This window comes from Corynebacterium sp. CNCTC7651, assembly GCF_021496665.1.
GTDB lineage: Bacteria > Actinomycetota > Actinomycetes > Mycobacteriales > Mycobacteriaceae > Corynebacterium.
This window is the reverse complement of sequence record NZ_CP071246.1, coordinates 1123376-1149615: the sequence shown is the minus strand read 5'-3', so window position 1 is coordinate 1149615 and position 26240 is coordinate 1123376. Positions and strand designations below refer to the sequence as shown.

At 66.6% G+C, this 26240-nt stretch carries 26 protein-coding genes and 1 tRNA gene; 20 read left to right on the top strand and 7 right to left on the bottom strand.

The features are described from left to right. Positions 1–43: 43 nt before the first annotated feature. Positions 44–1096, top strand: a complete 1053-nt coding sequence (locus JZY91_RS05525) for a ferrochelatase (RefSeq protein ID WP_234948930.1) — start codon at positions 44–46, stop codon at positions 1094–1096. A 27-nt stretch (positions 1097–1123) separates the two neighbouring features. On the opposite strand, the gene JZY91_RS05520 is transcribed toward JZY91_RS05525, so the two are convergent. After that, positions 1124–1882 carry a hypothetical protein gene (locus tag JZY91_RS05520; RefSeq protein ID WP_234948929.1) on the bottom strand — a complete coding sequence of 253 codons (759 nt, stop codon included), beginning with the start codon at positions 1880–1882 and terminating at the stop codon, positions 1124–1126. Positions 1883–1926: 44 nt separating this feature from the next. On the opposite strand from JZY91_RS05520, the gene JZY91_RS05515 reads away from it, so the two are divergent. Genes JZY91_RS05515 through JZY91_RS05505 form a run of 3 tightly spaced genes read left to right on the top strand, consistent with a single transcriptional unit; the run spans position 1927 to position 4531 of the window. Beyond that, entirely contained in the window at positions 1927–2772 is an 846-nt protein-coding gene (locus tag JZY91_RS05515) for a DUF3097 domain-containing protein (protein WP_234948928.1), read from the top strand. 17 nt (positions 2773–2789) lie between these two features. Next, positions 2790–3215: an NfeD family protein gene (locus JZY91_RS05510; protein WP_234948927.1), complete on the top strand. Its 426-nt coding sequence runs from the start codon at positions 2790–2792 to the stop codon at positions 3213–3215. Between the two features lie 8 nt (positions 3216–3223). Further along, positions 3224–4531 carry an SPFH domain-containing protein gene (locus JZY91_RS05505; protein WP_234948926.1) on the top strand — a complete coding sequence of 436 codons (1308 nt, stop codon included), beginning with the start codon at positions 3224–3226 and terminating at the stop codon, positions 4529–4531. Here the strand turns inward: JZY91_RS05505 and JZY91_RS05500 are convergent. The 3 genes from JZY91_RS05500 to JZY91_RS05490 all read right to left on the bottom strand — a co-directional run bounded on the left by JZY91_RS05500 (position 4497) and on the right by JZY91_RS05490 (position 5963). Beyond that, positions 4497–5060: a MarR family transcriptional regulator gene (locus tag JZY91_RS05500; RefSeq protein ID WP_234948925.1), complete on the bottom strand. Its 564-nt coding sequence runs from the start codon at positions 5058–5060 to the stop codon at positions 4497–4499. The genes JZY91_RS05505 and JZY91_RS05500 overlap by 35 nt on opposite strands. Positions 5061–5080: 20 nt before the next feature. Beyond that, positions 5081–5743 (bottom strand): TVP38/TMEM64 family protein, encoded by a 663-nt coding sequence (locus JZY91_RS05495; protein ID WP_234948924.1) that lies wholly within the window; start codon positions 5741–5743, stop codon positions 5081–5083. A 134-nt stretch (positions 5744–5877) separates the two neighbouring features. Further along, positions 5878–5963: transfer RNA gene (locus tag JZY91_RS05490), tRNA-Leu, on the bottom strand. 127 nt (positions 5964–6090) lie between these two features. Here JZY91_RS05490 and JZY91_RS05485 point away from each other — a divergent pair. From JZY91_RS05485 to JZY91_RS05470, 4 genes are read left to right on the top strand one after another with little or no spacing between them, the layout of a single operon-like run. Further along, the gene (locus JZY91_RS05485) at positions 6091–7632 is read left to right on the top strand and encodes an ABC transporter ATP-binding protein (RefSeq protein ID WP_234948923.1); all 1542 of its coding nucleotides are present in this window, start codon (positions 6091–6093) and stop codon (positions 7630–7632) included. Between the two features lie 8 nt (positions 7633–7640). Next, on the top strand, positions 7641–9443 hold the full coding sequence (locus JZY91_RS05480) for an ABC transporter ATP-binding protein (protein WP_234949064.1): 1803 nt from the start codon (positions 7641–7643) through the stop codon (positions 9441–9443). Between the two features lie 21 nt (positions 9444–9464). After that, positions 9465–10007, top strand: a complete 543-nt coding sequence (locus tag JZY91_RS05475; protein WP_234948922.1) for a YbhB/YbcL family Raf kinase inhibitor-like protein — start codon at positions 9465–9467, stop codon at positions 10005–10007. A gap of 25 nt (positions 10008–10032) precedes the next feature. Beyond that, positions 10033–10380 carry a hypothetical protein gene (locus tag JZY91_RS05470; protein ID WP_234948921.1) on the top strand — a complete coding sequence of 116 codons (348 nt, stop codon included), beginning with the start codon at positions 10033–10035 and terminating at the stop codon, positions 10378–10380. Here the strand turns inward: JZY91_RS05470 and JZY91_RS05465 are convergent. After that, the gene (locus JZY91_RS05465) at positions 10355–11440 is read right to left on the bottom strand and encodes a quinone-dependent dihydroorotate dehydrogenase (RefSeq protein WP_234948920.1); all 1086 of its coding nucleotides are present in this window, start codon (positions 11438–11440) and stop codon (positions 10355–10357) included. The two genes, JZY91_RS05470 and JZY91_RS05465, sit on opposite strands and share 26 nt — an antisense overlap. Further along, positions 11440–12483 carry a YncE family protein gene (locus JZY91_RS05460; protein ID WP_234948919.1) on the bottom strand — a complete coding sequence of 348 codons (1044 nt, stop codon included), beginning with the start codon at positions 12481–12483 and terminating at the stop codon, positions 11440–11442. The genes JZY91_RS05465 and JZY91_RS05460 overlap by 1 nt, the downstream gene beginning before the upstream one ends. Before the next feature lie 86 nt (positions 12484–12569). On the opposite strand from JZY91_RS05460, the gene JZY91_RS05455 reads away from it, so the two are divergent. From JZY91_RS05455 to JZY91_RS05415, 9 genes are all read left to right on the top strand, one after another. Then, entirely contained in the window at positions 12570–13397 is an 828-nt protein-coding gene (locus JZY91_RS05455; RefSeq protein WP_234949063.1) for an undecaprenyl-diphosphate phosphatase, read from the top strand. Positions 13398–13410: 13 nt separating this feature from the next. Then, entirely contained in the window at positions 13411–14688 is a 1278-nt protein-coding gene (gene mshC, locus JZY91_RS05450; RefSeq protein ID WP_234948918.1) for a cysteine--1-D-myo-inosityl 2-amino-2-deoxy-alpha-D-glucopyranoside ligase, read from the top strand. 21 nt (positions 14689–14709) lie between these two features. Then, a complete protein-coding gene (locus JZY91_RS05445; RefSeq protein ID WP_234948917.1) occupies positions 14710–15105 on the top strand; it encodes a hypothetical protein in 396 nt (131 codons plus the stop codon). Continuing rightward, on the top strand, positions 15071–15763 hold the full coding sequence (locus tag JZY91_RS05440; RefSeq protein WP_370639270.1) for an HAD family hydrolase: 693 nt from the start codon (positions 15071–15073) through the stop codon (positions 15761–15763). Before JZY91_RS05445 ends, JZY91_RS05440 begins: the two co-directional genes overlap by 35 nt. An 11-nt stretch (positions 15764–15774) precedes the next feature. Then, the gene (locus tag JZY91_RS05435; protein WP_234948916.1) at positions 15775–16038 is read left to right on the top strand and encodes a phosphoribosyl-ATP diphosphatase; all 264 of its coding nucleotides are present in this window, start codon (positions 15775–15777) and stop codon (positions 16036–16038) included. Between the two features lie 24 nt (positions 16039–16062). Beyond that, a complete protein-coding gene (hisG, locus tag JZY91_RS05430; protein ID WP_234948915.1) occupies positions 16063–16911 on the top strand; it encodes an ATP phosphoribosyltransferase in 849 nt (282 codons plus the stop codon). A 27-nt stretch (positions 16912–16938) separates the two neighbouring features. Further along, positions 16939–18372 (top strand): aspartate ammonia-lyase, encoded by a 1434-nt coding sequence (gene aspA / locus JZY91_RS05425; protein WP_234948914.1) that lies wholly within the window; start codon positions 16939–16941, stop codon positions 18370–18372. Positions 18373–18489: 117 nt separating this feature from the next. Beyond that, the gene (locus JZY91_RS05420; RefSeq protein WP_304504136.1) at positions 18490–19800 is read left to right on the top strand and encodes an anaerobic C4-dicarboxylate transporter; all 1311 of its coding nucleotides are present in this window, start codon (positions 18490–18492) and stop codon (positions 19798–19800) included. Between the two features lie 6 nt (positions 19801–19806). After that, positions 19807–21492 (top strand): formate--tetrahydrofolate ligase, encoded by a 1686-nt coding sequence (locus JZY91_RS05415; protein WP_234948913.1) that lies wholly within the window; start codon positions 19807–19809, stop codon positions 21490–21492. Here the strand turns inward: JZY91_RS05415 and JZY91_RS05410 are convergent. After that, positions 21489–22331, bottom strand: coding sequence for a RecB family exonuclease (locus JZY91_RS05410; protein WP_234948912.1), 843 nt, complete (start codon positions 22329–22331; stop codon positions 21489–21491). The genes JZY91_RS05415 and JZY91_RS05410 overlap by 4 nt on opposite strands. A 37-nt stretch (positions 22332–22368) precedes the next feature. Here JZY91_RS05410 and JZY91_RS05405 point away from each other — a divergent pair, with 37 nt between their 5' ends. The 3 genes from JZY91_RS05405 (at position 22369) to arc (ending at position 26126) form a co-directional block, all read left to right on the top strand. Then, positions 22369–23586, top strand: a complete 1218-nt coding sequence (locus tag JZY91_RS05405; RefSeq protein ID WP_234948911.1) for a M18 family aminopeptidase — start codon at positions 22369–22371, stop codon at positions 23584–23586. Next, a complete protein-coding gene (locus JZY91_RS05400) occupies positions 23587–24420 on the top strand; it encodes a tRNA (adenine-N1)-methyltransferase (RefSeq protein WP_234948910.1) in 834 nt (277 codons plus the stop codon). Positions 24421–24497: 77 nt separating this feature from the next. After that, positions 24498–26126 carry a proteasome ATPase gene (gene arc, locus JZY91_RS05395; protein WP_234948909.1) on the top strand — a complete coding sequence of 543 codons (1629 nt, stop codon included), beginning with the start codon at positions 24498–24500 and terminating at the stop codon, positions 26124–26126. Positions 26127–26240 lie beyond the last annotated feature (114 nt).

Below are 26240 nucleotides of genomic sequence, written 5' to 3'. Positions count from 1 at the left end.
ATTACCGGCAGGGACCGCGAGCTATGCCGCTACGATGAGGGGCATGGCACTGACTGACTATGATGCACTCCTCGTCCTTTCCTTCGGCGGGCCCGAAGGGGAGGACGAGGTTATTCCATTTCTGGAGAATGTCACGCGCGGCCGCGGGATCCCCCGCGAGCGCCTGGCTGAGGTCGGTGAGCACTACTTCCACTTCGGCGGCGTGAGCCCGATCAACGGGCAGAACCGGGAACTGATTGCCAACATCGAGGCCGAGCTGGCGCAGCGCGGCCACGAGCTGCCCGTCTATTTCGGCAACCGCAACTGGCACCCCTTCGCCGAGGACACCGCGCGCCAGATTGCGGAGGACGGCCACACCAACGTGCTGGTCCTTGCCACCAGCGCCTGGGGCGGCTACTCCGCCTGCCGCCAGTATGACGAGGACATTCTCCGCCTCCGCGAAGTGACCCCGGACGTGGAATACACCAAGACCTGGCAGTTCTACGGCAACCCCGTGTTCGTGGACCTCAACGCGCAGGCGCTGAAGGAGGCGCTGGCGCGCGTGCCGGGCAGTGCCCAGGACACCACCAAGGTGCTGTTCACCGCCCACAGCGTGCCCTCGGCCGCAGATACCGCTTCCGGCGGCCCGGGCGACGCTAACCTCTACTCCCGCCAGGTGGCGGAGGCGTCGCGCCTTGTGGCGCTGCAGGCCGGGGTGGAGGACTACGAGGTGGTGTGGCAGTCCCGCTCCGGCAACCCCGCCACCCCGTGGCTGGAGCCGGATATCGTGGACCGCGCGGTAGAGCTCAACGAACAGGACGGCATCCAGCACATCGTGTGCGTGCCAATCGGCTTCATCACCGACCACATGGAGGTGGTCTGGGACCTGGATACCGAGCTCAAGGCCGCGTGCGAGGAGCGCGGGATGACGCTTGACCGCGTGCCCACGGTGGGCCTCGCTCCCGCGTTCGCCGCCATGGTGGTGGACATTGCGGAGTGCGTCGCCCAAGGCGTGGAGCCCATCACCGCTTCCACCATCACCGTCCAGGGCTGCACGGTCAACGGCGCCCCCTGCGCGCCGGACTGCTGCACCCCGGTTCGCCGCCCCGCAAAGTAAGGGCAGCTTGCTTTACGACGTTTGGTTTTACGACGCTAGATATTCCCGCCTGTAGTCCATCACCGCGTCCGCAACGCCCGCCATTCGCGCGGCGCGGATGTGGCGCCACAGCCCGAACAGCTGCGGGTCAAAAGTGTGGTCGTTCAGCCGGTCGGTGACCATTTCCACGGTGGCCGCCACCACGTCGGCGCGGGCGAAGAGCTTCGCCGCCCGCGGGGTGACACCTGCGGGAAGTCCCGGAGTGTCGTAGAAGTCAGCCAATGTGCCAACGGCCAGGCGCGGGTTGGGCAAGTCTGCCCGGGTGCCGCCTGCGGCCTCGATGAGCACGGCGGCCTCATTGGTCGCGCGGCTGAGCAGCGCATCCGCCTCGCCCGGGGTAAGCCATTCCGGCTCCGGCAGACGCTCTTCATCCTCGAACCACCGCCAGGTGACACCGCGCATGCCGTATGTGGGCACGAGGATGTGCTTCAGGCGCTCCCCACCGTTGAGCACTACGGCGCCGGCCGGGGTCAGCGCCTCCATGGCGGGCGATCCGGCGCGCAGCGCCGCCGCCTGGCCGGGGCCCCAGAGCACGAGGCGGATGACGGGTTCTTCGGCTTCGAGGTCGGCGGCGGAGCGGACGTCGGCAAGCAAATGCCCCAAGGGGAGGCCCTGGTAGGAATGCAGGCCGCCGAGGTCGGTGAGAGCCTGCACGGTGTCGTCAGTGGATTCGACGTTGTAGAGCCATGCGGCGAGCCAGACGGCGGTGTTTTGCAGTGGGGAGTAGACCTCGGGCCGGGTAACCATCCGTGCGAGTGTAGCGGAGGGCGGTGGGTAGACTAGCCGCCACTATGAGCTTTGATGATCGCTACGGGGGAGACATTTTCGGCGGCCACGCGCGCACGCGGCGGCCCAGCTACCCGGAGGTGCCCGCAGAGCCGGGGATTGTGGTGGAGATTGTGGGCGACGAATTCGTGGGCGCCGTGGTTGGCTTCGAGCGGACCTACGACGGCGACTTCGTGCGCTTGGAGGATCGTCGCGGAACCCAGCGGCTATTCAAGATGCTCCCCGGCGCGTTCCTGGTGGAGGGGCAGCGCGTGACGCTGACGCGCTACGTGGCGCCGCGGCAGGAGGGCCCGAAACGCTCCAACTCCGGCTCACGCAAGGTGGAGAATGTGCAGGCGAAGGTGGCCATGCCCAGCCGGATCTGGGTGGAGGGCATCCACGACGCGGCGATTGTGGAGAAGGTGTGGGGCCACGACCTGCGCGTCGAAGGCGTGGTGGTGGAGTACCTGGAGGGCCTGGACAACCTGCCGGAGCGTCTCGCGGAGTTCCAGCCCGGGCCGGGCCGGCGCATCGGAGTGTTGGCAGACCACCTGGTGGAGGGCACCAAGGAATCCCGCCTGGTGGAGAACGTCGGCGAGCATGTGCTGGTCACCGGCCACCCCTACATCGACATCTGGGCAGCGGTGAAGCCGGAGCGGGTGGGTTTGCAGGCGTGGCCGGACGTGCCGCGCGGGGAGGATTGGAAAACGGGCGTGTGCCGGCGCGTCGGCTGGTCGGATCCGAAAGAGGGCTGGCACCGCGTCTATTCGGCGGTGAACACGTTCCGGGACCTTGACTACACGCTCATCGGCGCGGTGGAGCGTCTGGTCGATTTCGTGACCAATCCGGAGCTCACGAAGGCGGACGTGTAGGCCTGTACCCTGAGGGCATGGGTGCTTTGGTTTGGTTTGCTGCGGCGGCTGCGCTGGCTGCGGCAGAGGTCTTAGTAGGGGAGATGACCCTGCTCATGCTCGCGGCTGGTGCTTTGACCACCGCGGGTGTGTCGTTGTTCGGGGTGCCGCTGGCGGCTGAAGTCGCGGTGTTTGCCATCGCATCCGCGGGGTTCTGGTTCTTCCTGCGGCCCTACCTGCGCAAGCGGCTGGAGTCCCCCATGGTGTACGACGAATCGCCGCGCGCCCTCGTCGGCTCCCGGGCCGAGGTGGTGGAGGACATCACCCCGGCTGGTGGGCAGGTGCGTTTCGACGGCTCCTTGTGGTCCGCCCGCGCCCTCGACCCGGCCGAGGTAATTTCAGCTGGTGAATACGTGACCGTTTCTGCGATTGACGGCCCCGTCGCGGTCGTCTGGAAAGGCTAGGTGATGTGATGGGCACGCTTGCCGTCGTTGTCATCATCATCGTCTTAGTGGTGGCGCTGCTCTTCGCCTCCGTCAAGATGATTCCGCAGGGCGAGGCCGCTGTGATCGAGCGCCTCGGCCGCTACACGCGCACCGTCTCCGGCGGGCTGACGCTTTTGGTTCCGTACATTGACCGTGTGCGTGCGCGCGTGGACACCCGTGAGCGCGTGGTCTCTTTCCCGCCGCAGGCCGTGATCACCCAGGACAACCTGACCGTGGCGATTGACACGGTGGTGACCTTCCAGATCAACGACCCGGCCAAGGCGATCTACGGCGTGGACAACTACCTCGTCGGCGTGGAGCAGATCTCTGTGGCCACGCTGCGCGACGTGGTGGGCGGCATGACGCTGGAGGAGACGCTGACCTCGCGCGAGACCATTAACCGCCGTCTGCGCGGCGAGCTGGACGCCGCCACCGCGAAGTGGGGTCTGCGCATCAGCCGCGTTGAGCTGAAGGCGATTGATCCGCCGCCGTCCATCCAGCAGTCCATGGAGATGCAGATGAAGGCGGACCGCGAGAAGCGCGCGATGATCCTTACCGCGGAGGGTAAGCGCGAGTCCGACATCAAGACCGCCGAGGGTGAGAAGCAGGCCCGCATCCTTTCCGCTGAGGGCGAGAAACACGCCGCGATTCTGGCTGCGGAGGCGGAGCGCCAGGCGATGATCCTGCGCGCCGAGGGTGAGCGCGCCGCAAAGTACCTGGAGGCGCAGGGTGAGGCGCGCGCGATCCAGAAGGTCAACGCCGCGATCAAGTCCTCGGGCGTGACCCCGGAGCTCCTGGCGTACCAGTACCTGGACAAGCTGCCGAAGATCGCGTCGAACGAGGCCGCGACGATGTGGATGATTCCGTCCCAGTTCGGCAACTCCCTCGAGCAGTTTGCCAAGGCGTTTGCCAACAAGGATGACGACGGTGTTTTCCGCTACCAGGCCGAACGCGTGGACCAGGAGACGAAGGACATGGCCGGCCAGGAGGACACGGACCAGTGGTTTGACACCTCCACCGACCCGGAGCTGGCGAAGGCCCTCGCCGAGGCGCGCGCTGTGGCGAACAAGCACGTCGACGAGCCGGATCCCACCCAGACGCCTGCGCCGTCCCCGGTAAGCCCGGTGAATCCGGCGAGCTCACGCCTTGCGCCGCGCGAGATTGAGCAGGCGCGTGCCGACGATTCCCCGCTGACCAATCTGGCACAGCCGGGCGCACGCTCGGAGGCCACAGAGTCAGGTGCGGGCGCTGGCGAGCCGCTTACCCCGCCGGCTGATCCGCGTCAGCCCGAGTAACCAGGTTCAAAAGTAGCCGCCAGCCAGCCTGCTCAGCCTGCCACCCGGCAGCCTGCAGGCGCTGGCTCATGGCCTGTTTGGAGATGCCGAGCTGCCGCGCCGCCTCATTCTGATTCATGCCGCGGCGCACAAGGGACGTCGCCTCGCGGCCCTCAATCGTGCGCTTGTGCAGGACGTGCCCGATCAGGGCGAACGCGGCCGAAATATCCTCGGCTGCAGTGCCGGGGTGCCGGGTATCCACCCCCACCTTCACTTGGGCAGGGCGCGTGCCGACGGCATCCGTCGCCGCGTACACGCCGCTGCCGTGCGCAGAAATGCCGAGGCCGATGGCCCAGTTGCCGTCTGAAAGTAGCGCCATAACGAGATTGAGCGCGGCCTCGGGAGAATCCACATTGGCGCGGATGTCTTCAACGCCCACCGTCTCGAACTCGCCCACGCCGGGGAGGGTGGCCAGCGCCTCGGCCGAACGCGCCACGATTTCCGCGCGCCGTTTGTCCCTGCCCCGATACCTCGCGTGTACGCCGATCATGGGCACCCATCCTAGTGGGTCTACCCTTCAGGCTTTACTTTCGACACGGGGGTGGGTAAGCGGGCGTCGAGAAGCATGCCTGAAAGCCCCAGCACGGTGAGGGCGGCGGTGCAGGCGACGATGACGGGGTTGGCTTGGCCTGTGAGGGTGTCGCCGAAGAGGACTACGACGATCGTGCCCGGCAGAGACCCGAAAAAGGTGGCGACGGCGAAGGGGAGGACTCGCACGCGGGTGAGCGCGGCGGCGTAGTTCATGACCGAGAAGGGAACGAACGCGACCATGCGCAGGCTGGCGACGGCGAGCCAGCCGCGCGCCTCCAGGCGCCGGTTGATGGTCTCCACGGCGGGATGGGTGAGGCGCGGGGCGATCCAGTCGCGCATGAGGAAGCGGACGATCAGCAGCGAAATGACGGCGGCCACGGTGGTGGCGGTGATTGCGATCGCGATGCCGGTGAGGCTGCCGAAGAGGATGCCGGCGGAGATGGTCATCACCGTGCGGGGGATGGGAAACTGCGTGATCAGGACGTAGAGCAGCCAGAAGATGGCGGGGAACCACGGGCCGGTCTCTTCCGCCCACTGGCGCAGCACTGCGAGCGGCGGCACGTCGAGAAAGAACCACGCGGCGATGAACAGCGCCAAGGCGAGGCCCAGGAGCAACATGCGGCGGGGCGTGAGTGAACGCATGCCCGCCTCCTGCCGTTTGTGGGCCGTGTGTGAGCCAATATGGGCCGCTGGGGGCCGCAGAGGGCTGCTGTGTGGATCGAAAAAACGGCCCGTTGCCGTGGAAAATCCACGTGCACCGGACCGGTATCTGCCTGTGCCCGAGGGGGGACTTGAACCCCCACGTCCGTTAATAGGACACTAGCACCTCAAGCTAGCGCGTCTGCCATTCCGCCACCCGGGCTTTGGGTGTTGTTAGCCTCTCGGCTAGGCACTCGTAGAACTATATGTGGTGGGCCGGGGGCTGCCAAATCCCCAGCACAGCGGGGTGGTTGTGGTACCGTGCTCGGGTGCTTCCAGCCCCGAGAATGATGGCCACCTACCGGTGGTTCGTACCCGCAGCGCCGCCCGCGGGCGATGACCGCTCGCTGCACCCCGAGAAGTGGACCACTGGCGTGCGCGTTGCCCGCGACATGCTTTCCGCGTACCCGGGCGTGCTGGCGCTGCACATTCTCAGCTACCTGATCGGCACCGGCGTCGCCGCGTTTGTGCCGGTGCTGGTTGGCAACGTGGTGGACGGGCTGATCGCCGGCGAGATGAGGTCCGTCGGCCTGTTGATAGCCACGATGATCGGCATCTTCATCCTCAGCTTCGTCGGCGAGGCGACGGGTGACGGCTTGGCCACCGCTGCCGTGAGCCGCATCGTGCACAACGCTCGGCTGGTGGAGACGCAGCGGGTACTTGATCACGGCACCGGTGCGCTGAGCCCGGGCACGGTGCTCAACACGGTGGACGCGGACACATTCACCACTGCATCGGTGCGTTCCGTCATTTCCTTCCCCCTCATGGCCGTGGGGTACTCGGTGGGCGCAATTGCGGCGATGTGGCCGGTCTCACCGTGGATTTCGCTCATGATTCCGCTCGGCGCGGTGATCATCGCGTTTGTGTCCTACCTGACCACAGGGCCGATCACCAAAGTCTCTTTGATCCGCCGCGCGGCCGAAGCGAAAGTAGCGGGGCAGGCGACCGATGTCGCGCAAGGCCTCCGCACTGTGAAAGGGCTGGGCGCGGTGGATGCCACCACGCGCCGTTTCAACAGGAACACCACGCAGGCGCTGGAGGCGATGATGCGCCAGCTGCGTGTCGATGCCATCTTGAGCTTTACCCGGCAGGCCACGGCGGTGTTGTGCAACGCGGTGATCTTGGCCGTGGCCGCCAGCATGGCGTTGCGCGGCGAGATCACTCCCGGCGAGATGACAGCCGTCGCGCTGCTCATCCCGCCGGCGCTGAACATGTCCGGCTTCGCGTTCGGCGACCTGGCGGGTGAGTGGGGCCGCGCGGTCGCATCGGGTAACCGCGTGGAGGAGCTCATGGAGGTCGCCGCTTCGCCTGAGCAAGCGCCGCCGCAGTCCAGCGCAACGCTTCCCCGCCCGGGCTTGTGGATCCTGCCGCCGACCGAGGCCGCATTCCACGCCGCGGAGGCATGGGGCGGGCACCCGCAGGTGCTCTACCCGCCGCACACGGTGAACATCTTCGAAGGCACGATCGAGGACAACGTGAACCCGACGGGGACGCTGGATTCGGACACTGTCAAGCAGGCCCTGGTCGCCGCGCACTGCCAGGACATCTTGCGGCGCCTCGGGGGCCTGGGGCCGAACGGGGAGTTGCCGGACGCCCCGCTGGGCGAGGCCGGTCTCAACCTGTCGGGCGGTCAGCGGCAGCGCGTGGCGCTTGCCCGTGCGCTGGCGGCGGGGCCGGAGGTGCTCATCCTTGACGACCCGACGACTGGACTCGACTCAGTCACCCAGGCAGAGGTCGTGCACGCCGTCGCCGCTGCGCGGGCTGATCAGACGACGATTGTGATCACATCGAACGCCGCCTGGCGCGCGGCGGGCAAGGAGGTGGCGCTGTGAGTGCTCCGGTGAACGGCTACGAGCGCGCGGACGCGGTCGCGCCAGCCAGCGTGCGCGAATCTTTCGCGTACCTTGCCGCGCTGCCCAATGCTCTGAGCAAAGGGTGGTGGCTGTGGATTGGCCTGCTGCACATCATCATCGTGGTCTGCTACAACCTGCAGGCGAACCTCTTCGGCCGCAGCGTCGACGCGCTGAGCGGTGGGGCAGTCCCCGGTCTCGGATCCGGCCCGCGCGCGTTCATCGCGGCGATCGCGGGCGCGATGGTGCTCATGCTCATCGAGATCGCGTTCCGCCACGTTTCCTACTACGCCATCGGCACCAAGGTCCGCCGCGCGTCGATCGACCTGCGCCGCGCCTGCCTCGACGCCATCCTCCGCGCTCCGGTGCCGCGCGTCATGGAGCTGGGCACCGGCAACGTGATCACCCGCATGACGAAAGACATCGACGACGTGGTCAGCGTTGTCTCCCGCATCGGCGTGCGCGTGCTCACCACCGTCTTCGTCTTCCCGCTGACCGCCCTGAGCCTCACGCTTATCGACGTTCGTTTTCTCCTCATCTTCCTGATCGTCGCGGCCGCCACGTATCCCTTTGCCCGTGAAGTCATCCGCAGCATTCCGCAGGTCACTAACGCGGTGAGTGTCGCCGAAGCACGCCGCAACGCCGTGCTGCTGGACACCCTGCGCGGGCGGCCGACGCTGCGCGCGTTCGGGCTCGAGCGGTGGGCGCTCGAACGCATGCGGGGCGCATCGTGGGGCGCGGTCCGCGCCGAAATGGACCGCGCGCCGTGGTTCATTCGTATGACGGGCATTGGCCAATGGGCCTTCGGCGCTTGGCTGATCGCCACGTTGCTGCTGGGCGGCTATCTGGCGAACAACGGCACGCTTACGCCGGGCCAAGCATCCGCGGCGGCGTTTCTGGTGGTGCGCGCCGAGGTGATGGTGTTCAACGCCATCTTCTTCGTGGGCGAGCTGCAATCCGCCGCGACGTCGCTGGGCCGCGCCGTGAGCCTTGCCACGCTTCACGCCGGCCGCTCTGCCGCCTCCATGCCCGCGGACCTCATGCAGCCGCCCGCGGTGGAGATCGACCGCGTGACGTTCGCGTACCCGGGCGGGGCCAACGTGATCGAGGACCTCTCGGTGACGCTTGAGCCCGGATCGACGACGGCGCTGGTGGGTACTTCCGGCGCGGGCAAATCCACGCTGGCCGCGCTGATCGCTGGGCTTGTAGAGCCGACGGGCGGGACGATTCGCATCGGCGGGGTGGATACTGGCAGCGTGAGCGATGTGTGGACCTCCCGCAACGTCACGCTGGTGAGCCAGGAAGTGCACGTGTTCGCGGGCTCGCTGCGGGAGGACTTAGCGATGGCGGCACCAGGGGCGAGCGACGCGGAGCTTGCTTCGGCGCTGGGGCTTGTCGGTCTGGACCCAGGCTCGGTGAACTTCCAACGCCTGTTCCCGGAAGGGATGGACACGCTGGTGGGCGCGGGCGCAGAGGATCTGCCGCCGGAAGTGGAACAGCAGATTGCTCTCGCGCGCGTGGCGCTGGCGAAGCCGCAGGTGCTGATCTTGGATGAAGCGACCGCGGAGGCCGGCAGCGACGACACAAACACGCTCGAGGCGGCCGCCGCAGCGCTGGCGGAACGCGCGACCTCCCTCGTCGTTGCCCACCGCCTAGACCAGGCGAAGGAGGCGGATCGGATCCTGGTGATGTCGGAAGGCAAGATCATCGAGGACGGCACCCACGAGCAGCTCCTCGCCGCCCAGGGGAGATACGCGCAACTCTTTGCGGCGTGGAGTGGCGGCGGTCACTGATGCTCCGGTAGAAGTGGGGGCATGGCTACTTCGAACCCGACCTATGTTTCTGACCGTTTCCCGGGCCCGGACCCGTACGCCCCGCTGAAGGACGTGCCGTCCTTCGAGCTCACCTCCACCGACATCACGGACGGCGAGCGTCTGGATGACAAGCACGCAGGCGATGACGCAACCAGCCCGCAGCTCGCGTGGTCCGGCCTGCCGGAGGGCACCAAGACCCTGGCAGTGACCTGCTTCGACCCGGACGCACCGACTGCGTCCGGTTTCTGGCACTGGTCCGCCTTCAACATCCCGGCCGATGTCACCGAGCTACCCGCCGGCGCGGGCTCGGAGGACGGCCTCGGCGTGGGTGCCGTGGTGCTCACCGGCGATTCCGGTGTTAAGGGCTACTACGGCGCGAACCCGCCGGCCGGGCACGGCCCGCACCGCTACCTCTTCGCCGTTCACGCGGTGGACACGGAGCTAGACGCGGACAGCATTGCCAACCCCACCCAGCTCGGTTTCAACCTCTACTTCCACACCCTCGGCCGCACCATCATCTGGGGCTGGTACGAGAACGAGTAGGCCGCGCCCGGTAACCTCTACCGGCATGGTGCCAATTCAGCTGCGCGCGGGCGGCGCGTTTGTCGCGCTCGCCCTCGTGCTTTTCCTTTTTGCGTTCCTGGCGTTTCTGCGAGGCGAGACCGTGTACACCATCACGCCGCAGTTCCTGTGCACGGTGGTTGCGGCCGTCATCTTCGGATCCTTCGCCACCTTCAGCAAGGAGCAGGGCGGCTCGAGGAAGCAGCTTGTCGCGCTCATCATCGCCGTAGTGCTTTTGGGCGTAGGCGTAGTCATGCCGAACACGGAGCTCGCCGCCACCCAGTCTTACTGGCTGGCGCTCTGGGCCGTCGGCGCGCTGTTGTGCTCGCTTATTTTGCGTCGGAGCGCCATGTAAGGCCGGAGCCCACAGCCTCCGAAATATTGCTCAACCCGTGTGCCCGCACCTGGGCGGCCAGCCCGGTGTGGATTCCGCGGATCCAGCCCAGCCCGCCGTAAATGAACGGGGTGTACCCCTGCAGCAGGCTGGCACCGGCGGCGATGCGCTCCCACGCCTGTTCCGGGGTAGAGATACCGCCCACGCTCACCAGCACTAGCTGATCGCCCACCCGGTCATGCAGGCGCTTCAGTACCTCCAGTGAACGCTCCGCCAGCGGGGCGCCGGAGATGCCGCCTGCTCCCATCGCCTCCACCTCGTCCGCAGGCGTGGTGAGCCCCTCGCGGGAAATGGTGGTGTTGGTGGCCACGATGCCGGCAAGGCCAAGCTCTACGGCAAGATCCGCTACGGCATCGATGTCCTCATCGGAGAGATCCGGCGCAATCTTCACTAGCACCGGGGTCTCGGTGGACTCCTTAACCAAGCTCAGGATTGGGCGCAGCTCTTCCACGGCCTGCAGGTCGCGCAGGCCCGGGGTGTTGGGGGAGGAGACGTTGACTACCAGATAGTCCGCAAGCGGCCCAAGCGCGGTCGCGCCCGCGCGGTAATCCGCCACCGCGTCCTCTGCGGTCTTGTTCTTGCCGATGTTGATGCCCACCACGTCGCTGGACTTTCGGGCGCGCAGGTTTTCGGCGACCTTCAAGGCGCCCTCGTTGTTGAAGCCCATGCGGTTCAAGATCGCCTTGTCGGCCGGGAGCCGGAACAGACGCGGCGCCGGGTTGCCGGGCTGCGGCTTTGGGGTCACGGTGCCCATCTCGGCGTAGCCAAAGCCGAGCGCACCCCACGCGTCCACCTCGGCGGCGTTCTTGTCAAAGCCCGCCGCGAGGCCGAGCGGGGCGGGGAACTCGACACCGAAGAGCTCCTGGCACAGCACCGGATCGTGCACGCGCACGACGCGCTCCATGGCGCGGTTCGCCGGCTTCACCGCGTGCAGCACGCCGAGTGCGCCGCTGATGATGCCGTGGATGCGCTCCGGCGGGAGCAGGAACATGACTTTGAGGGCGCGCTCGTAGAGGCTCATTACTTTCCTTCCGGAAGGTCTCGCAATTGCTTATCGGTGGGGCGTACTACTTGCAGCCCGTCGCCGGTGGCGGAGGCGATGAGCAAAGTGCCGTCGTCAAGCGAAATAATGCTCTGCGGGTCGGCGACGGTGGCGATGGAGGCGCGCTCGAGCGGCACGCCGCGGGAGATGTCGTAGCCGGTGGCCACGTTGCCAGCGGTGGAGGCGACCCAGGCGAGGCGCTCCGCGGGATCCCACGCGGCGTCCCACGGGCTCTCCGGCACTGGGGCCATCTGCTGGAGACGGATGATGTCGTCGGTGGTGTAGACGAGGAGCTGCGAACCGGTCGCATCCGCGGCGAGTACCAGGCCGTTTTCCCCGCCGGTCACTTTGCCCACGCCGAGGCCGACGCGCAGGGTACCGCCCTGGCGCCCACCTTGCCAGTCCATGTCCTGGATGGTGGTGTCGAAGCTGTTGGTGCGCACCACGGTGTCCGGCTGCCCCTCGACGGGCACCGCCTGGATCTGGTCCGTTTCGCGCGCCACGGAGAAGGTCTTTGCCAGCTCCCCGTCCTTGTACAGCCAGACAGTGCGCTCCGCGTCGCTGCCGGCCAGCACCTCGCCCGTAGTGGTCACGGTCGCGGCAGTGACCGGGGCATCGGTGGCAATGGTCTCCTCGCCTTGGGCGGTGAAGAGGCGGATGCTGTCCCCGCAGCCCACCGCGAAAGTCCCGGCGTTGCCGGACGCGTCCCCGCACGCAGCGTCCAGCGGGTATGCCTTGGCCTTACCCGCCTTGAACTCCTCTAGGGTGCCCACGTGCAACGCGGACTCGGTGCGGGCGGCGATCAACCCGTCGGTGGCATCCAGATCGCGCACGGCTTCGAACTCCCACACCTCGCCGGCGAGCTGCGAGCGGTCCAGGGAGGGGGGAGAGGCGACCGGGGAGGCGTCGCCCATGTTCACCGCCAGCTCATCCGCGAGCTGGGTGGGGCCGGCGCCGCACGCCGTGGACAGCGCGGCGGCAGCGCAGGCCGCGGCCGCGACAAACATGCGGGAGTGTTTCACAGCCTTCAACCCTAGCAACCTGCCCCTGCGCGCCCGGTCCTTGGAGCGGGCGTGGGCGAGTAGTGTGTGCTGGCGTGACTGAAACGATGAGCTGGCTGCAAGTCATTGTCCTCTCCGTGGTGCAGGGCCTGACGGAGTTCCTCCCCGTATCCTCCTCGGGCCACCTGCGCATCGTCTCCGAGCTGTTCTGGGGACAGGACGCCGGCGCGAGCTTTACCGCGGTGATCCAGCTAGGCACGGAACTTGCCGTGCTGGTCTACTTTGCCAAGGACATCTGGCGCATCCTCACCGCGTGGTTTGCGGGACTCTTCGACAAATCGAAGCGCGGCTTTGATTACCGGATGGGTTGGATGGTCATCGTTGGCACCATCCCCGTCGGCCTGGCGGGCGTGCTGCTGAAGGATTTGATCCGGGAGAACTTCCGCAACCTGTGGATCACCGCGACGGTGCTCATCGTCTTCTCTTTCGTGTTCATCCTCGCGGAGCGGCAGGGCAAGAAGACCCGCGGGTTTGAGGAGCTGACGATGAAGGATGCCATCGTCATGGGCCTGTGGCAGTGCCTGGCGCTCATCCCCGGCGTGTCCCGCTCTGGCGGCACCATCTCCGGCGGCCTCTTCCTCAACCTGGACCGCGAAGTGGCCACCCGCTTTTCCTTCCTGCTGGCTATCCCGGCGGTGTTGGCTTCGGGGCTGTTCTCCTTGCCGGACGCGTTTGACCCCCAGGCGGGCCAGGCCGCTACCGGGTTGCAGCTGCTTGTGGGTTCCGGCATCGGCTTCGTGCTGGGCTACGTCTCCATTGCGTGGCTGCTCAAGTTCGTCTCCCACCATTCCTTCGCCTGGTTCGCGGCGTACCGCATCCCACTCGGCATCATCGTCATGGTGCTGCTGGGCACTGGTGTGATGCACGCCTACTAGTAGGCTGGCCGCCATGCAGTCTTGGCCACACCCGCACGTTCCCGCCGTGGGCGGCACCCCGGTCCCGCTCGCCCTCTTCGACACCGCTGACCAGAGCACGAAGCTTGTCGACGTTCCCGGGGACACCGCTCATGACACCGGCGACGGAGCGGGCCACGGAGCGGGCCACGCACGCCGCGAAGTTGGCATGTACGTCTGCGGCATCACGCCGTACGATTCCACGCACCTCGGCCACGCCGCTACCTACCTCACCTTCGACCTGATCCAACGCCAGCTGCTGGCCAACGGCCACAAAGTCCATTACGTGCAGAACATCACCGACGTGGATGATCCGCTGTTCGAGCGCGCCGAGCGCGACGGGGTGGACTGGCGCGAACTGGGCACCAGCCAGATTGATCTGTTCCGCAGCGACATGGAGGCGCTTGCCGTCATCCCGCCGCGGGAGTACGTCGGCGCGATGGAATCCATCGACGAAGTCATTGCGATGGTTCAGCGCCTGCTGGAGCTTGGCGCGGCGTACGCGTTGGAGGACCCGGACACAGGCGCCACCGACATCTACGCGCCGATCACCGCCACCGAGCAGTTTGGTTACGAGTCCAACCTGGACCGCGCCACCATGGAGGCCTATTTCGCGGAGCGCGGCGGCGACCCGGAGCGCCCCGGCAAGCGCGACCCGCTCGACGCGCTGCTGTGGCGCGGCCACCGCGAAGGGGAGCCCGCGTGGGAGTCACCGTTCGGCCCCGGGCGCCCGGGCTGGCACATCGAGTGCTCCGCCATTGCCACCACCAGGCTCGGATCCCACTTCGCCATCCAGGGCGGCGGCAGCGACCTGGCGTTTCCGCACCACGAGTTCTCCGCCGCCCACGCGGAGGCAGCCTTCGACGTACCCCGCATGGCCGGCCACTACGTGCACGCGGGCATGATCGCGCTGGACGGGGTGAAAATGTCCAAGTCCCTGGGCAACCTCGTCTTTGTGCACAAGCTCGCCGATGAGGGCCACCACCCGTCCGCCATCCGCCTCGCGGTCTTCGCCGGCCACTACCGCGCTGACCGCGACTTCTCCTACGAGGCCCTAGACCGCGCCGAGGAGCGCCTGGCGGTCTGGCGCGACATGCTCGCGCGGGAGGCGGACGAGGAGGCGGTGCTGGCAACCGTCGATAAGCTCAGGGAAGCCCTTGCGCAGGACCTGGACACGCCGCGCGCGTTGGAGATTGTGGATGCCGCCCCGGGGGACCACGGCGGGATCCTCGCCGCAGCGCTGGACGGGCTGCTTGGCGTGCGCCCGGCGTAGGTTTCGGGAACAATTACGGCTATGACCGCCCCGGAAAGTTCCATCCGCGCCCAGTTCCAGCCGGACGTTGATGAATTCATCGATGACCTGCGCACTTTCGCCACCGGCTCCTACCTCTCCGAGGACGATAAGGAGCTGTGGGACGAGCCCTTCGACCCGGAGGTGCTGCCGGAGCTCAAGGCGCTGATTGAGATGTTCCTCGACGCACTCGACTTGGTTGAGGATGACCCGGAGGGCGAGCGCCTCGCCGCCGTGGTGAAGCCGTTCTACGCCAACCTGGATGATTTCAACGAGAAGTACGCCAACGCCGTGCTGGAGCCGGAGGAGAAGGCGGACATTGAGTCCCTGGTCTTCCGCGCCGCCGCGGCCACCGGCGCGACCGATGAGGCGCTCAAGGAGCTGCCGGAAATTGAGTAGCCCCGCCGCCGTGTTCTGGGACATGGACGGCACCCTCATCGACACCGAGCCACTCTGGGGCCAGGCCACGTACGAGCTCGGCGAACTCCTCGGCCGACCGCTCACGCCCGAGGTCCGCGAGCGCACCGTGGGCGGCAGCTTCGACAACACCTTGCGCATCGTCGCGGCGTGGGCGGGCAGGGAGCTTTCGCTTGACGACGCTCACCTGTACAAAACCTGGATGTTCTCCCGCATGCGCGAGCTGTTCGCGGGCGGGATCGAGCTGAACCCAGGCGTGGAGGGGGTGTTGGCATCGCTTGCGGCCCGCGGGATGCCGATGCTGGTGACCACGAACACGGAACGCTCGCTGGCGGACCCGTGCATCGACGCGATTGGACGCGAGTTCTTCGTGGACACCATCACCGGGAACGAAGTTGGCCGGCCCAAGCCCGCGCCAGACATGTACCTGGAGGCGGCCCGTCGCGTCGGAGCCGCGCCGGGGGAGTGCCTGGTGTTCGAGGATTCCTGGTCCGGCATGAGCGCGGCAGCCGGGGCAGGGTGCCGGGTGCTTGGGCTTTCCGAGTCGGTGCCGGAGGGAGTTTCCGTGTTCGATCCCGCCCGCTTCGTGGGCGCGGGAGCGGCGGATGTTGACGAGTGGTTCGCCGAGCTAGTGGGTTAAGCTCGATGACCGTGAAAACTTTCGATGCGCTGTTCGCGGAACTGTCCCAGAAGGTCGCCGACCGCCCCGCCGGGTCCGGCACGGTGGAGGCGCTGGACAAGGGCGAGCATTTCATCGGCAAGAAGATCATCGAGGAAGCCGGCGAGGTGTGGATCGCCGCCGAGTACCAGTCCGACGCTGAGCTGGCCGAGGAGATGAGCCAGCTCATCTACTGGACCCAGGTCATGATGCTTAAGCGCGGGCTCACGCCGGACGACATTTACAAGTACCTCTAAGCAGCTTTACAAGGGGCATTTACGATGATCAAGATCGCCGTTCCCAACAAGGGATCACTCTCCGAACAGGCCGTCACCGTGCTCAAGGAGGCGGGCTACAAGGGCCGCGGGATGACGAAGGCGCTCAATGTGGTCGATGAGGCCAACGGGGTGGAGTTCTTCTTCCTCCGCCCGAAGGATATCGCCATCTACGTGGCGAAGGGCCACTTGGACCTGGGCATCACCGGCCGCGACCTGGCCGCCGATTCCCGCGCGAAGGTGGACGAGGTCCTGGATCTGGGCTTCGGCGCATCCACCTTCCGCTTCGCCGCCCCGCAGGGCGAGACGTGGACGGTGGAGACGCTGGAGGGCAAGCGCATTGCCACCTCGTATCCGCACCTGGTGGAGGATTACCTGGCGGAGCGCGAGATTTACCCGGCCGAGATCATCCGCCTGGACGGCGCGGTGGAGATTTCGATCAAGCTCGGCGTGGCCGACGTGATTGCAGATGTGGTCTCCACCGGAGCAACGTTGCGCCAGCAGGGGCTTGCGCCGTTTGGGGAGCCGATCATGGCGAGCGCCGCTGTCGTCGTCAAGCGTGCGGGAGCCGAGCTGGGGGAGGACCATGAGCGGGTGCTCAAGCGCATCACCGGCATTCTCACCGCGCACAACTACCTGATGATTGACTACAACGTGGCCCGCGAGAAGCTCGATGCCGCGGTGGCGCTTACCCCGGGCATCACTGGGCCGACGGTGTCCCCGCTCCAGCAGGAGGGTTGGGTGGCGGTCCGCGCGATGGTGCTCAAGCAGGACGCCAACCGCGTGATGGACGAGCTTGCGGCTATCGGGGCTGCGGGCATCTTGGCGACGGAACTTCGCATCGCCCGGCTCTAGCCTCCGCGGGAACGTACACTGGCGGGTATGACCACTTCGAATAGTCGCATTGAAGAAGACCTGCTTGGCACCCTCGAGGTGCCGGCCGACAAGTACTACGGTGTGCACACCCTCCGCGCCGTGGACAACTTCCAGATCTCCGGCACCACCATCAATGAATTTCCGGACTTCATCCGCGGCATGGTGCAGGTGAAGAAGGCCACCGCGATGGCGAACCGCCGCCTGCACACCCTGCCGAAGGCGAAGGCAGAGGCGATCGTCGCAGCGTGCGACAAGATTTTGGATGAGGGCTACTGCATGGACCAGTGGCCGTCCGACGTGTTCCAGGGCGGCGCCGGTACTTCGGTGAACATGAACACCAACGAAGTTGTGGCTAACGTTGCGCTCGAGCTGATTGGTGAGGAGAAGGGCGCCTACGACGTCATCAACCCGAACGATGACGTGAACATGTCCCAGTCCACCAACGACGCGTACCCCACCGGCTTCCGCCTCGGCGTGTACTACGCGGTCCAGGGGCTGCTGGAAGAGTTCGACGAGCTCCAGAAGGCGTTCCGCGCGAAGGGCGACGAATTCTCCGACATCATCAAGATGGGCCGCACCCAGCTGCAGGACGCGGTGCCGATGACCTTGGGCCAGGAATTCACCGCCTTCGGCGCGAACCTGAACGAGGAGCAGCGCACCATCTGCTCGGCGGCGGAGTCCCTGCTCGAGGTGAACTTGGGCGCGACCGCCATCGGCACCGGCATCAACACCCCGAGCGGCTACAAGGACCAGGTGGTCGCCGCCCTGCGCGAGGTGACCGGCCTGGACATTCAGGCGTCCCCGGACCTCATCGAGGCAACCTCCGACACCGGCGCGTACGTGATGATGCACTCCGCCATGAAGCGCGCCGCCATGAAGCTCTCCAAGATCTGCAACGACCTGCGACTGCTGTCTTCCGGCCCGCGCGCAGGCCTGAACGAAATCAACCTTCCGGAGCGCCAGGCAGGCTCCTCCATCATGCCGGCCAAGGTCAACCCGGTGATCCCGGAGGTTGTGAACCAGGTCTGCTTCAAGGTATTCGGCAACGATGTCACCGTCTCCATGGCGGCGGAGGCCGGCCAGCTCCAGCTCAACGTGATGGAGCCCGTGATTGCGCAGGCCCTGTTTGAGTCGATCTCGCTGCTGACCAACGCTGCCCGCACCCTGCGCGAGAAGTGCGTCACCGGCATCACCGCGAACAAGGAGGTGTGCGAGGCCTACGTGACCCGCTCCATCGGCATTGTTACCTACCTCAACCCGGTCATCGGCCACCACGCGGGCGACGTGATCGGCCGCGAGGCGGCTGCCACCGGCCGCAGCGTGTACGACCTCGTGCTGGAGAAGGAGCTCATGACCGAAGACGAGCTGAAGAAGGTCCTGAGCAAGGAGAACCTCATGCACCCAGAGTACCGCGGCAAGATCTACCTCGACGAGGAGTAGTAAGCGGGCAGGAGGAGGCGTAGCCGGAATCACACGCGCCTGGCTAGGTAAGGTGATATCTAGCGCGGGATAATAGGGGTGACAGTATTTCCCTCTCTATCCCGAAGGATTCGTGCCGTGCTACTCCTGCTGCAGCTCGTTATTCTCTTCGGCGCCATCGTTTTAGGTGCGCGCATGGGCTCCGTCGCCATCGGCTTCGCCGGCGGCCTCGGAGTCCTTCTTCTTGGTTTGACCGGCATGCCGGTGACTGCGGACGCCATCCCGTTCGACGTCATCGGCATCATCATGTGCGTCATCGCCGCCATCTCGGCGATGCAGCTCGCCGGCGGCATGGACTATTTGGTCCGGTTGGCGGAACAGTTCCTCCGCAGGAACCCGAAGCGCATCACGCTCTACGCGCCGATTGTTACCTGGTTGATGACGGTGTTCGCCGGCACCGGCCACACCGCATTCTCCACCCTCCCCGTGATTGTGGAGGTAGCGAAGGAAGGCAAGGTTCGGCCCTCGCGCCCGCTTTCGGTGGCGGTTATTGCCTCGCAGATGGCCATTGTGGCGTCACCGATCTCCGCAGCCGTGGTGTTCATGGCCTCCATCCTCGAGCCGCTCGGCGTAGGCTACCTCCAGCTGCTGGCGGTGATGATTCCAGCCACCTTCCTCGCTATCTTCCCGACTGCCTGGATTGCCAACCGCATGGGCAGGGACCTTGAGGAAGACCCCGTGTACCAGCAGCGCCTCCGCGACGGCTTGGTCGCCGCCCCGACGGGCCACACCAATGTGGCGACGAAACCCGGCGCGAAGACATCTGTGGTGATCTTCCTCGTCGCCATCTTGGTGGTGATGGTGTACGCAACCCTGATTTCGGACCAGATCGGCCTGATCCAGGATCCGACCATCCCGCGCAACGAGGCCATCATGGCCATCATGCTTGCCGCGGCCGCGGTGATCCTGCTGACCAGCAAGTCCCAGGCCGCGGAGGTGCTGAACACCCAGGTGTTCAAGTCCGGCATGTCTGCCTGCGTGTGCGTGCTGGGTGTGGCGTGGCTGGGCACCACGTTCATCAATTACTACATCGAGGACATTCAGAACATCGCCGGCGACGTGCTGCAGGCGCAGCCGTGGCTGCTCGCGGTGGTGCTCTTCTTCGCCGCTTGCCTGCTGTACTCCCAGGCAGCGACCGCGAAGGCGCTCATGCCGGCGGCGCTTGCCATCGGCGTCAGCCCGCTCACTGCAGTGGCGGCGTTCCCAGCGGTGTCCGCGCTCTTTGTGCTGCCGACCTACCCGACGCTGCTCGCGGCCGTGGAGATGGACGATACCGGCTCCACCCGCATCGGCAAGTACGTGTTCGACCACCCGTTCCTAGTGCCCGGCGTGCTCTGCATCACCGTCGCCGTTGCCCTCGGATACGCGATCGGAGCTGTTGTACTCTAGGGCGGTATGACGCAGACCACCCCGGATACTCAGCAGCCAAAGTCAGACGTCGAGATCGCCCAGGCGCACGAGTTGCGCCCGATCGGTGAGATTGCCCAGCGCGCGGGGGTGGCGGACGCCGCCCTCGTGCCCTACGGCAAGCACATGGCCAAGGTAGACATCACGCAGGTGCCGGAGCGTGAGCCGGGCAAACTTGTGCTGGTGACCGGTGTGTCCCCGACACCGGCGGGTGAGGGCAAGTCCACGATGCTAATCGGGCTCACCGATGCGCTCACCCGCCTTGGCCACAACGCAATGGTAGCGCTGCGCGAACCTTCCTTGGGCCCGGTGATGGGTATCAAGGGCGGCGCTGCCGGCGGCGGCTACTCCCAGGTGGTGCCGATGGAGAACATCAACCTCCACTTCACCGGCGACTTTCACGCGATCACCAGCGCCAACAACACGCTCGCCGCACTCATTGACAACCACATCCAGCAGGGCAACGACCTTGGCATCGACCCGCGCCGCGTGACCTGGCAGCGCTGCCTCGATGTGAACGACCGCAGCCTGCGCAACGTGGTCACCGGCCTTGGTGGTCCGGGCAACGGCGTGCCGGCGGAGACGGGATTCACCATCACCGCCGCGTCCGAGATCATGGCGATCCTCGGCCTAGCCACCGACCTGGAAGACCTGAAGCGCCGCCTGGGCAACATCACGATTGGCCTGACGTACGACAAGCAGCCGGTGACCGCTAGCCAGCTCAACGCCGAGGGTGCGATGGCCGCCCTGCTCAAGGACGCGATCAACCCCAACCTGGTGCAGACGCTGGGCGGCACCCCGGCCTTCATTCACGGCGGCCCCTTCGCCAACATTGCGCACGGTTGCAACACCCTCATCGCCACCCGCACCGCGCTGGCGTACGCAGACATTGTGCTCACGGAGGCGGGCTTCGGCTCCGACCTGGGCGCGGAGAAATTCTTCGACATCAAGGCGCGCTACGGCGAGTTGGATGTTGCAGGCGCCGTCATCGTGGTCACCATCCGCTCCATCAAGCACAACGGCGGTGTTGCCAAGGACCAGCTCAAGGAGGAAAACCTTGAGGCGCTTGAGGCTGGCATCGTGAACTTGGAGCGCCACGTGGACAACGTGCGCAAGTTCGGCGTCACCCCGGTCGTGGCGCTGAACCACTTCGCCACGGACACCGACGCGGAGCGCGAGTGGGTGAAGCAATGGGCGGAGGGCTTCGGCGTCGCCCTGCAGGAGGCCGATGTCTGGGCCCGCGGCGGCGAGGGCGCCGAGGACCTTGCCCGCACCCTGCTGGAGAACCTCACCGAGGGCACTTCGACTCAGCTCTATGATCCGGCGGACGGTGTGGAGAACGCCATCGCCACCATCGCGCGCGAGATCTACCGCGCCGACGATGTGCAGTACTCCGCCCAAGCGCTCAAGGACCTGCAGACTTTGAAAGAGAACGGCTTTGACACCCTCCCGGTGTGCGTGTCCAAGACGCAGTACTCTTTCTCGGACGACCCGGCCGCGCTCGGCGCCCCGACCGGCCACACCCTCCACGTGCGCAACCTGCTTCCGCGCACCGGTGCGGGCTTCATCGTGGCGCTGACTGGCGACGTAATGACCATGCCGGGCCTGCCCAAGGTCCCGTCCGCGAACAAGATTGACATCGATTCGGACGGCGTGATCTCTGGGCTGTTCTAGCGCAGCCCCTCCACCACATCTTCTACGGCATCTGCCGCCGAGCCCGGCCAGCCCGGGTAGGCGGGCGGGGTGCCGCCGAAGGCGGGGCAGAGCGCCTGGAACGGGCACCAGTCGCACAGCCGCGAGGTGCGGGGGCGGAAAGACCCGGCCTCGCCGTCGGCGACGATCTTTGCCCACAGGTCTCCCAGATCACGCTCGAAATATTCGAGCTCCTCGCGCGAGGGGGTCATGATCATTGAATCCATCACGCCCAGGTACATCAGCTTGAGCTGGGTGGGGATCACCCCGAACAACCGCCAGTACACCAGCCCGTAGAACCGCATCTGCGCCACCGCGGTGCCGGAATACTGCGGCTTGGGCATCTTGCCGGTTTTATAGTCCACCACCCGCACCTCGCCGGTGGGGGCAATGTCCACGCGGTCGATGAATCCGCGCACCGGCACACCGTTCGGCAGCACCGCGTTGACGTACATCTCCTGCGCCTCCGGGTCGAACCCAACCGGGTTCTCCATGTGGAAGTATCCGCGGAGGAGCGAGCGAGCGTCGATAAGCAGCTGAAGCTCATCCGTAACCGGCGCTGCGCAGTCCGGCTCCTGCTCGCGCATCTTTTCCCACGCGGGGCGCAGTTGCTTGACGGCGGCGGGGAAGGTGCGCTGCTCGCGAGGCCAGTCGAACATGGTCTCCAGCACCGCGTGAACCAGCGTGCCGCGGACCTGGTGAATCGATTTCGGCTCCGGCAACCTGTCAATCGCGCGCAACCGGTACTGCAGCGGGCACTGGCGGTAATCGGCGGCGCGGGACGGCGAGATGGCGAGGGGCTTGGCGGCGGCTTCGGTCATGGTGGGTTCAGCCTAACCCAGCGCTAGGGTGGACTGTATGACTATGTCCACTGAAGTGAACACACTGGCGGACTTCATCGCCGCCAGCCCGAGCTCCTTCCACGCGGCCGCGAACGTGCGCGACACGCTGGTCGCCGCCGGCTTCGCCGAGGATTGGGAAACCACCCCGGGCGGCCACGTGATGGTGGTCGGCGGCGCGGTGCTCGCCTGGTGGGTGCCGGAGAACCCGCGCCCGCGCTTCCGCATCGTGGGCTCCCACACGGACTCGCCGGGCCTCGCGCTCAAGCCGCAGCCTGACTTCGAGCGCGAAGGTTTCCGCCAACTCGCCGTCGAGGTCTACGGCGGCGCCATCCTGAGCACGTGGTTCGACCGCGAGCTCACGTTCGCGGGGCGCATCTCGCTTGACGACGGCTCCTCCCACCTCGTCAACACCGGACCCATCGCCCGGGTTCCCAACCTGGCTATCCACCTCTACCGCTCAGACCCGCCGGAGATGGACCGCCAGACCCACATGCAGCCGATCCTGGGCGCGGATCGCCCGATGATGGAGATCATCGCCGAGGCTGCCGGGGTGGATCAGGGGCGCATCGTCTCCCACGAGCTGATCTGCGCCGACGCCCAGGCCCCGGCGGTGCTGGGCGACACCTTGGCCGCCGGCCGGCTGGATAATCTCTCCAGCGTGCACGCCTCCTTGGTTGCCCTGTTGCGTGCGGTGGAGGAGGCGCCGACGGACGGCGACATCTTGGTGCTGGCCACCTACAACCACGAGGAGGTCGGCTCCGCCACCACCACCGGCGCCGGCGGCCCGCTCTTGGAGCGGCTGCTGGCCAAACTAGCGGCGCAGGTGGGGAACCCGGTGGACATCTACGCGCAGTCATCCCAGGTCTCCGCGGATGCTGCTCACGCCGTCCACCCGAACTACCCGCACAAGCACGACCCGACCCACCGCCCGCTGATGAACCGCGGCCCGGTGCTCAAGGTCAACGCAAACCAGCGTTACGCCACCGACGCGGACACCCAGGCCATCTGGCAGCGCGCCTCCCGCGCGGCCGGGGCGCCGGTGCAGTTCTTCGTTGGCCACAACGCGGTGCCGTGCGGCTCCACCATCGGGCCGATCTCCTCGACCCGGCTTGGCATCCCGACGGTGGACGTGGGCATCCCGCTTTTGTCCATGCACTCCGCCCGCGAGCTGTGCGGCCTCCAAGACCAACGCTGGTTCGAAGATGCCCTGACCGCCTACTACTTGGGGGCATAGGTGTACTCAGGCAAGTTCCAGCCCGGCGACAAGGTGCAGCTCACCGACGCGAAGCGCCGCCACTTCACCATCGAGCTCGTCCCCGGAGCACACTTCCACTCCCACAAGGGCATGGTTGCGCATGACGACATCATCGGCAACGACGAAGGCTGCGTCGTCCAATCCACCCTCGGCGCCGATTACCTCTGTTTCCGCCACCTGCTGGTGGACCACGTCCTCTCCATGCCGCGCGGCGCCGCGGTGATCTACCCGAAGGACGCGGCCCAGATCCTCGTTGAGGGCGACATCTTCATGGGTGCCAGGGTGCTGGAGGCCGGCGCCGGCTCGGGCGCGCTCACCATGTCGCTGCTGCGCGCGGTCGGGCCGGAGGGGCGCGTGTTCTCCTACGAGATCCGCGACGACCACCTCGCCTTCGCCCGCGACAACGTCGCCGAGTACTTCGGCGGGGAGCCGGATTGGTGGACCCCGCGCCTCGGCGACTTCGGCGAGGTAACCACCGAGGAGCTCGGCGGCCCAGTGGACCGCGTCATCTTGGACATGGTGGAACCGTGGCAGTTCATCGACACGGTGAAGAACGTGCTCATCCCGGGCGGCGTGTTCATGACCTACGTCGCCACCGTGCCGCAGCTGATGAACATCATGGAGGCGATCCGTGAGGCGAAGTGCTTCACCGAGCCTCGCGCGTGGGAGACCCTCCTGCGTGAGTGGAAAGTGGAGGGCCTGGCCACCCGCCCGGAGCACCGCATGAACGCCCACACCGCATTCCTGGTGTGGACACGCAGGCTTGCCGACGGCGCCGTGCCGCCCCGCCCGCAGCGCCGGGCGCGGAGGTAAGCGCAGAGGTAGGTGCGGAGTAAGGCGCGGGCAGGGAAGCGTCGTAAAGCAAAATGCCCCCAAGCTAGGCTGGAGCTATGTCCGGCTACAGAATCGAAGACGACGCTTTCGGCCCCGAGCTGCGCGAGCTCAAGCGCGAGAACCAGGCGATGGGGGCGCGCAACAAGAAGCTTGCGGAGCTGCTCAAGTCGAGCCGGGATAAGCTCAACAGCCTGTACGCGCAGGTAGAGGCGCTGGGGGAGCCGGCCTCGACGTACGGCATCTACCTCGCCCCGGCGTCGAACCCGATGGAGGCGGAGGTGCACACCTCGGGCCGCCAGATGCGGGTGAAGGTCGCGCCGACGGTGCCGCCGGAGTCGCTCAAGCCCGGCACTCTGGTCCGGCTCGGCGACGGCACTGTGGTTGTGGAGGCGTGCGGGTACGAGGATTCCGGCCAACTGACCACCCTGGTGGAGAAGATCGGCGGGGACCGCGCCGTGGTGTCGGACCAGCAGGGCACGGAGCACCTGGTCCACCTCGCTGAACCGCTGCAGCAGGCTGCCCGTGCGGGCGACACGGTGCTGGTGGACCTGAAATCCGGCTACGCCTTCGAGCGGATTGCAAAGACCGAGGTCAACCAGCTTTCCCTGGAGGAGGTGCCGGACGTGACCTACGCGGACATCGGCGGCCTTTCCTCTCAGATTGAGACGATCCGGGATTCTGTGGAGCTGCCGTTCGCCTACCCGGAGCTCTACCGCTCCTACAAGCTCGCGCCGCCGAAGGGCCTGCTGCTGTACGGCCCGCCCGGCTGCGGCAAGACCCTGATCGCGAAGGCGGTGGCGAACTCGCTTTCGCAGCGCATCGGCGATGGGGGTCAGGCCCACTTCATCAACGTCAAGGGTCCGGAGCTGCTGAACAAGTTCGTGGGCGAGACCGAGCGCCGCATCCGCCTCATCTTCGAGCGCGCACGCGAGCTCGCCTCCGAGGGGCGCCCCGTGATCATCTTCTTCGACGAGATGGAATCCATCTTCCGCACCCGCGGCTCCGGCGTGTCCTCCGACATGGAGACGACGGTGGTTCCGCAGCTGCTGACCGAGATCGACGGCGTGGAGGGGCTCGCCAACGTGATCGTCATCGGTGCGACCAACCGCGAGGAGCTGATCGACCCCGCCATCCTCCGCCCCGGGCGCCTCGACGTGAAGATTCGCGTCTCGCGCCCGAACCGCGAGGAAGCGGCGGACATCTTCACCCGCTACATCACCCCGGACATCCCGCTCGCGGCGCCGGCACCGGAGCTGATTGAGGCCGCCGTCGACGCGCTCTTCGCCCCGCGCCCCTTTGTGAAGCTTTCGCTTATCGACGGTACCGAGGAGACCCTCCACTATTCCGACTTCGTCTCTGGCGCGATGATCGCCAACGTGGTGGACCGCGCCAAGAAGCTGGCGATCAAGGACCACATTGCTGGTGGGGGCGTGGCTGGTGGGGGCGTGGCTGGTGGGGGCGTGGCTGGTGGGGGCGTGGCTGGGGAGGTTGCGGTTGCGGAGGGTGCTGCCGGCAGCGATGCGAGCCCTACCGGCATCACGGCGGACCACCTGCGCCAAGCTGTACGCGAGGAGCAGGACGAGAGCGAGGACATGCCGAACACGGCGAATCCCGACGAGTGGGCCCGCATCACCGGCCGCCAGGGCAAGCGGGTTGTGGCTGCTGAGGTGCTCGCTGCCGAGTAGGACGCAGCTGCCGTACTCACCCCCGGTTTCTCATGTAACCGGGGGTTCTTTGCGTGCACACTTGTGATGTGTACTACACTGCCGAACATCATTGATCCCGGAGAGTGGGATTGA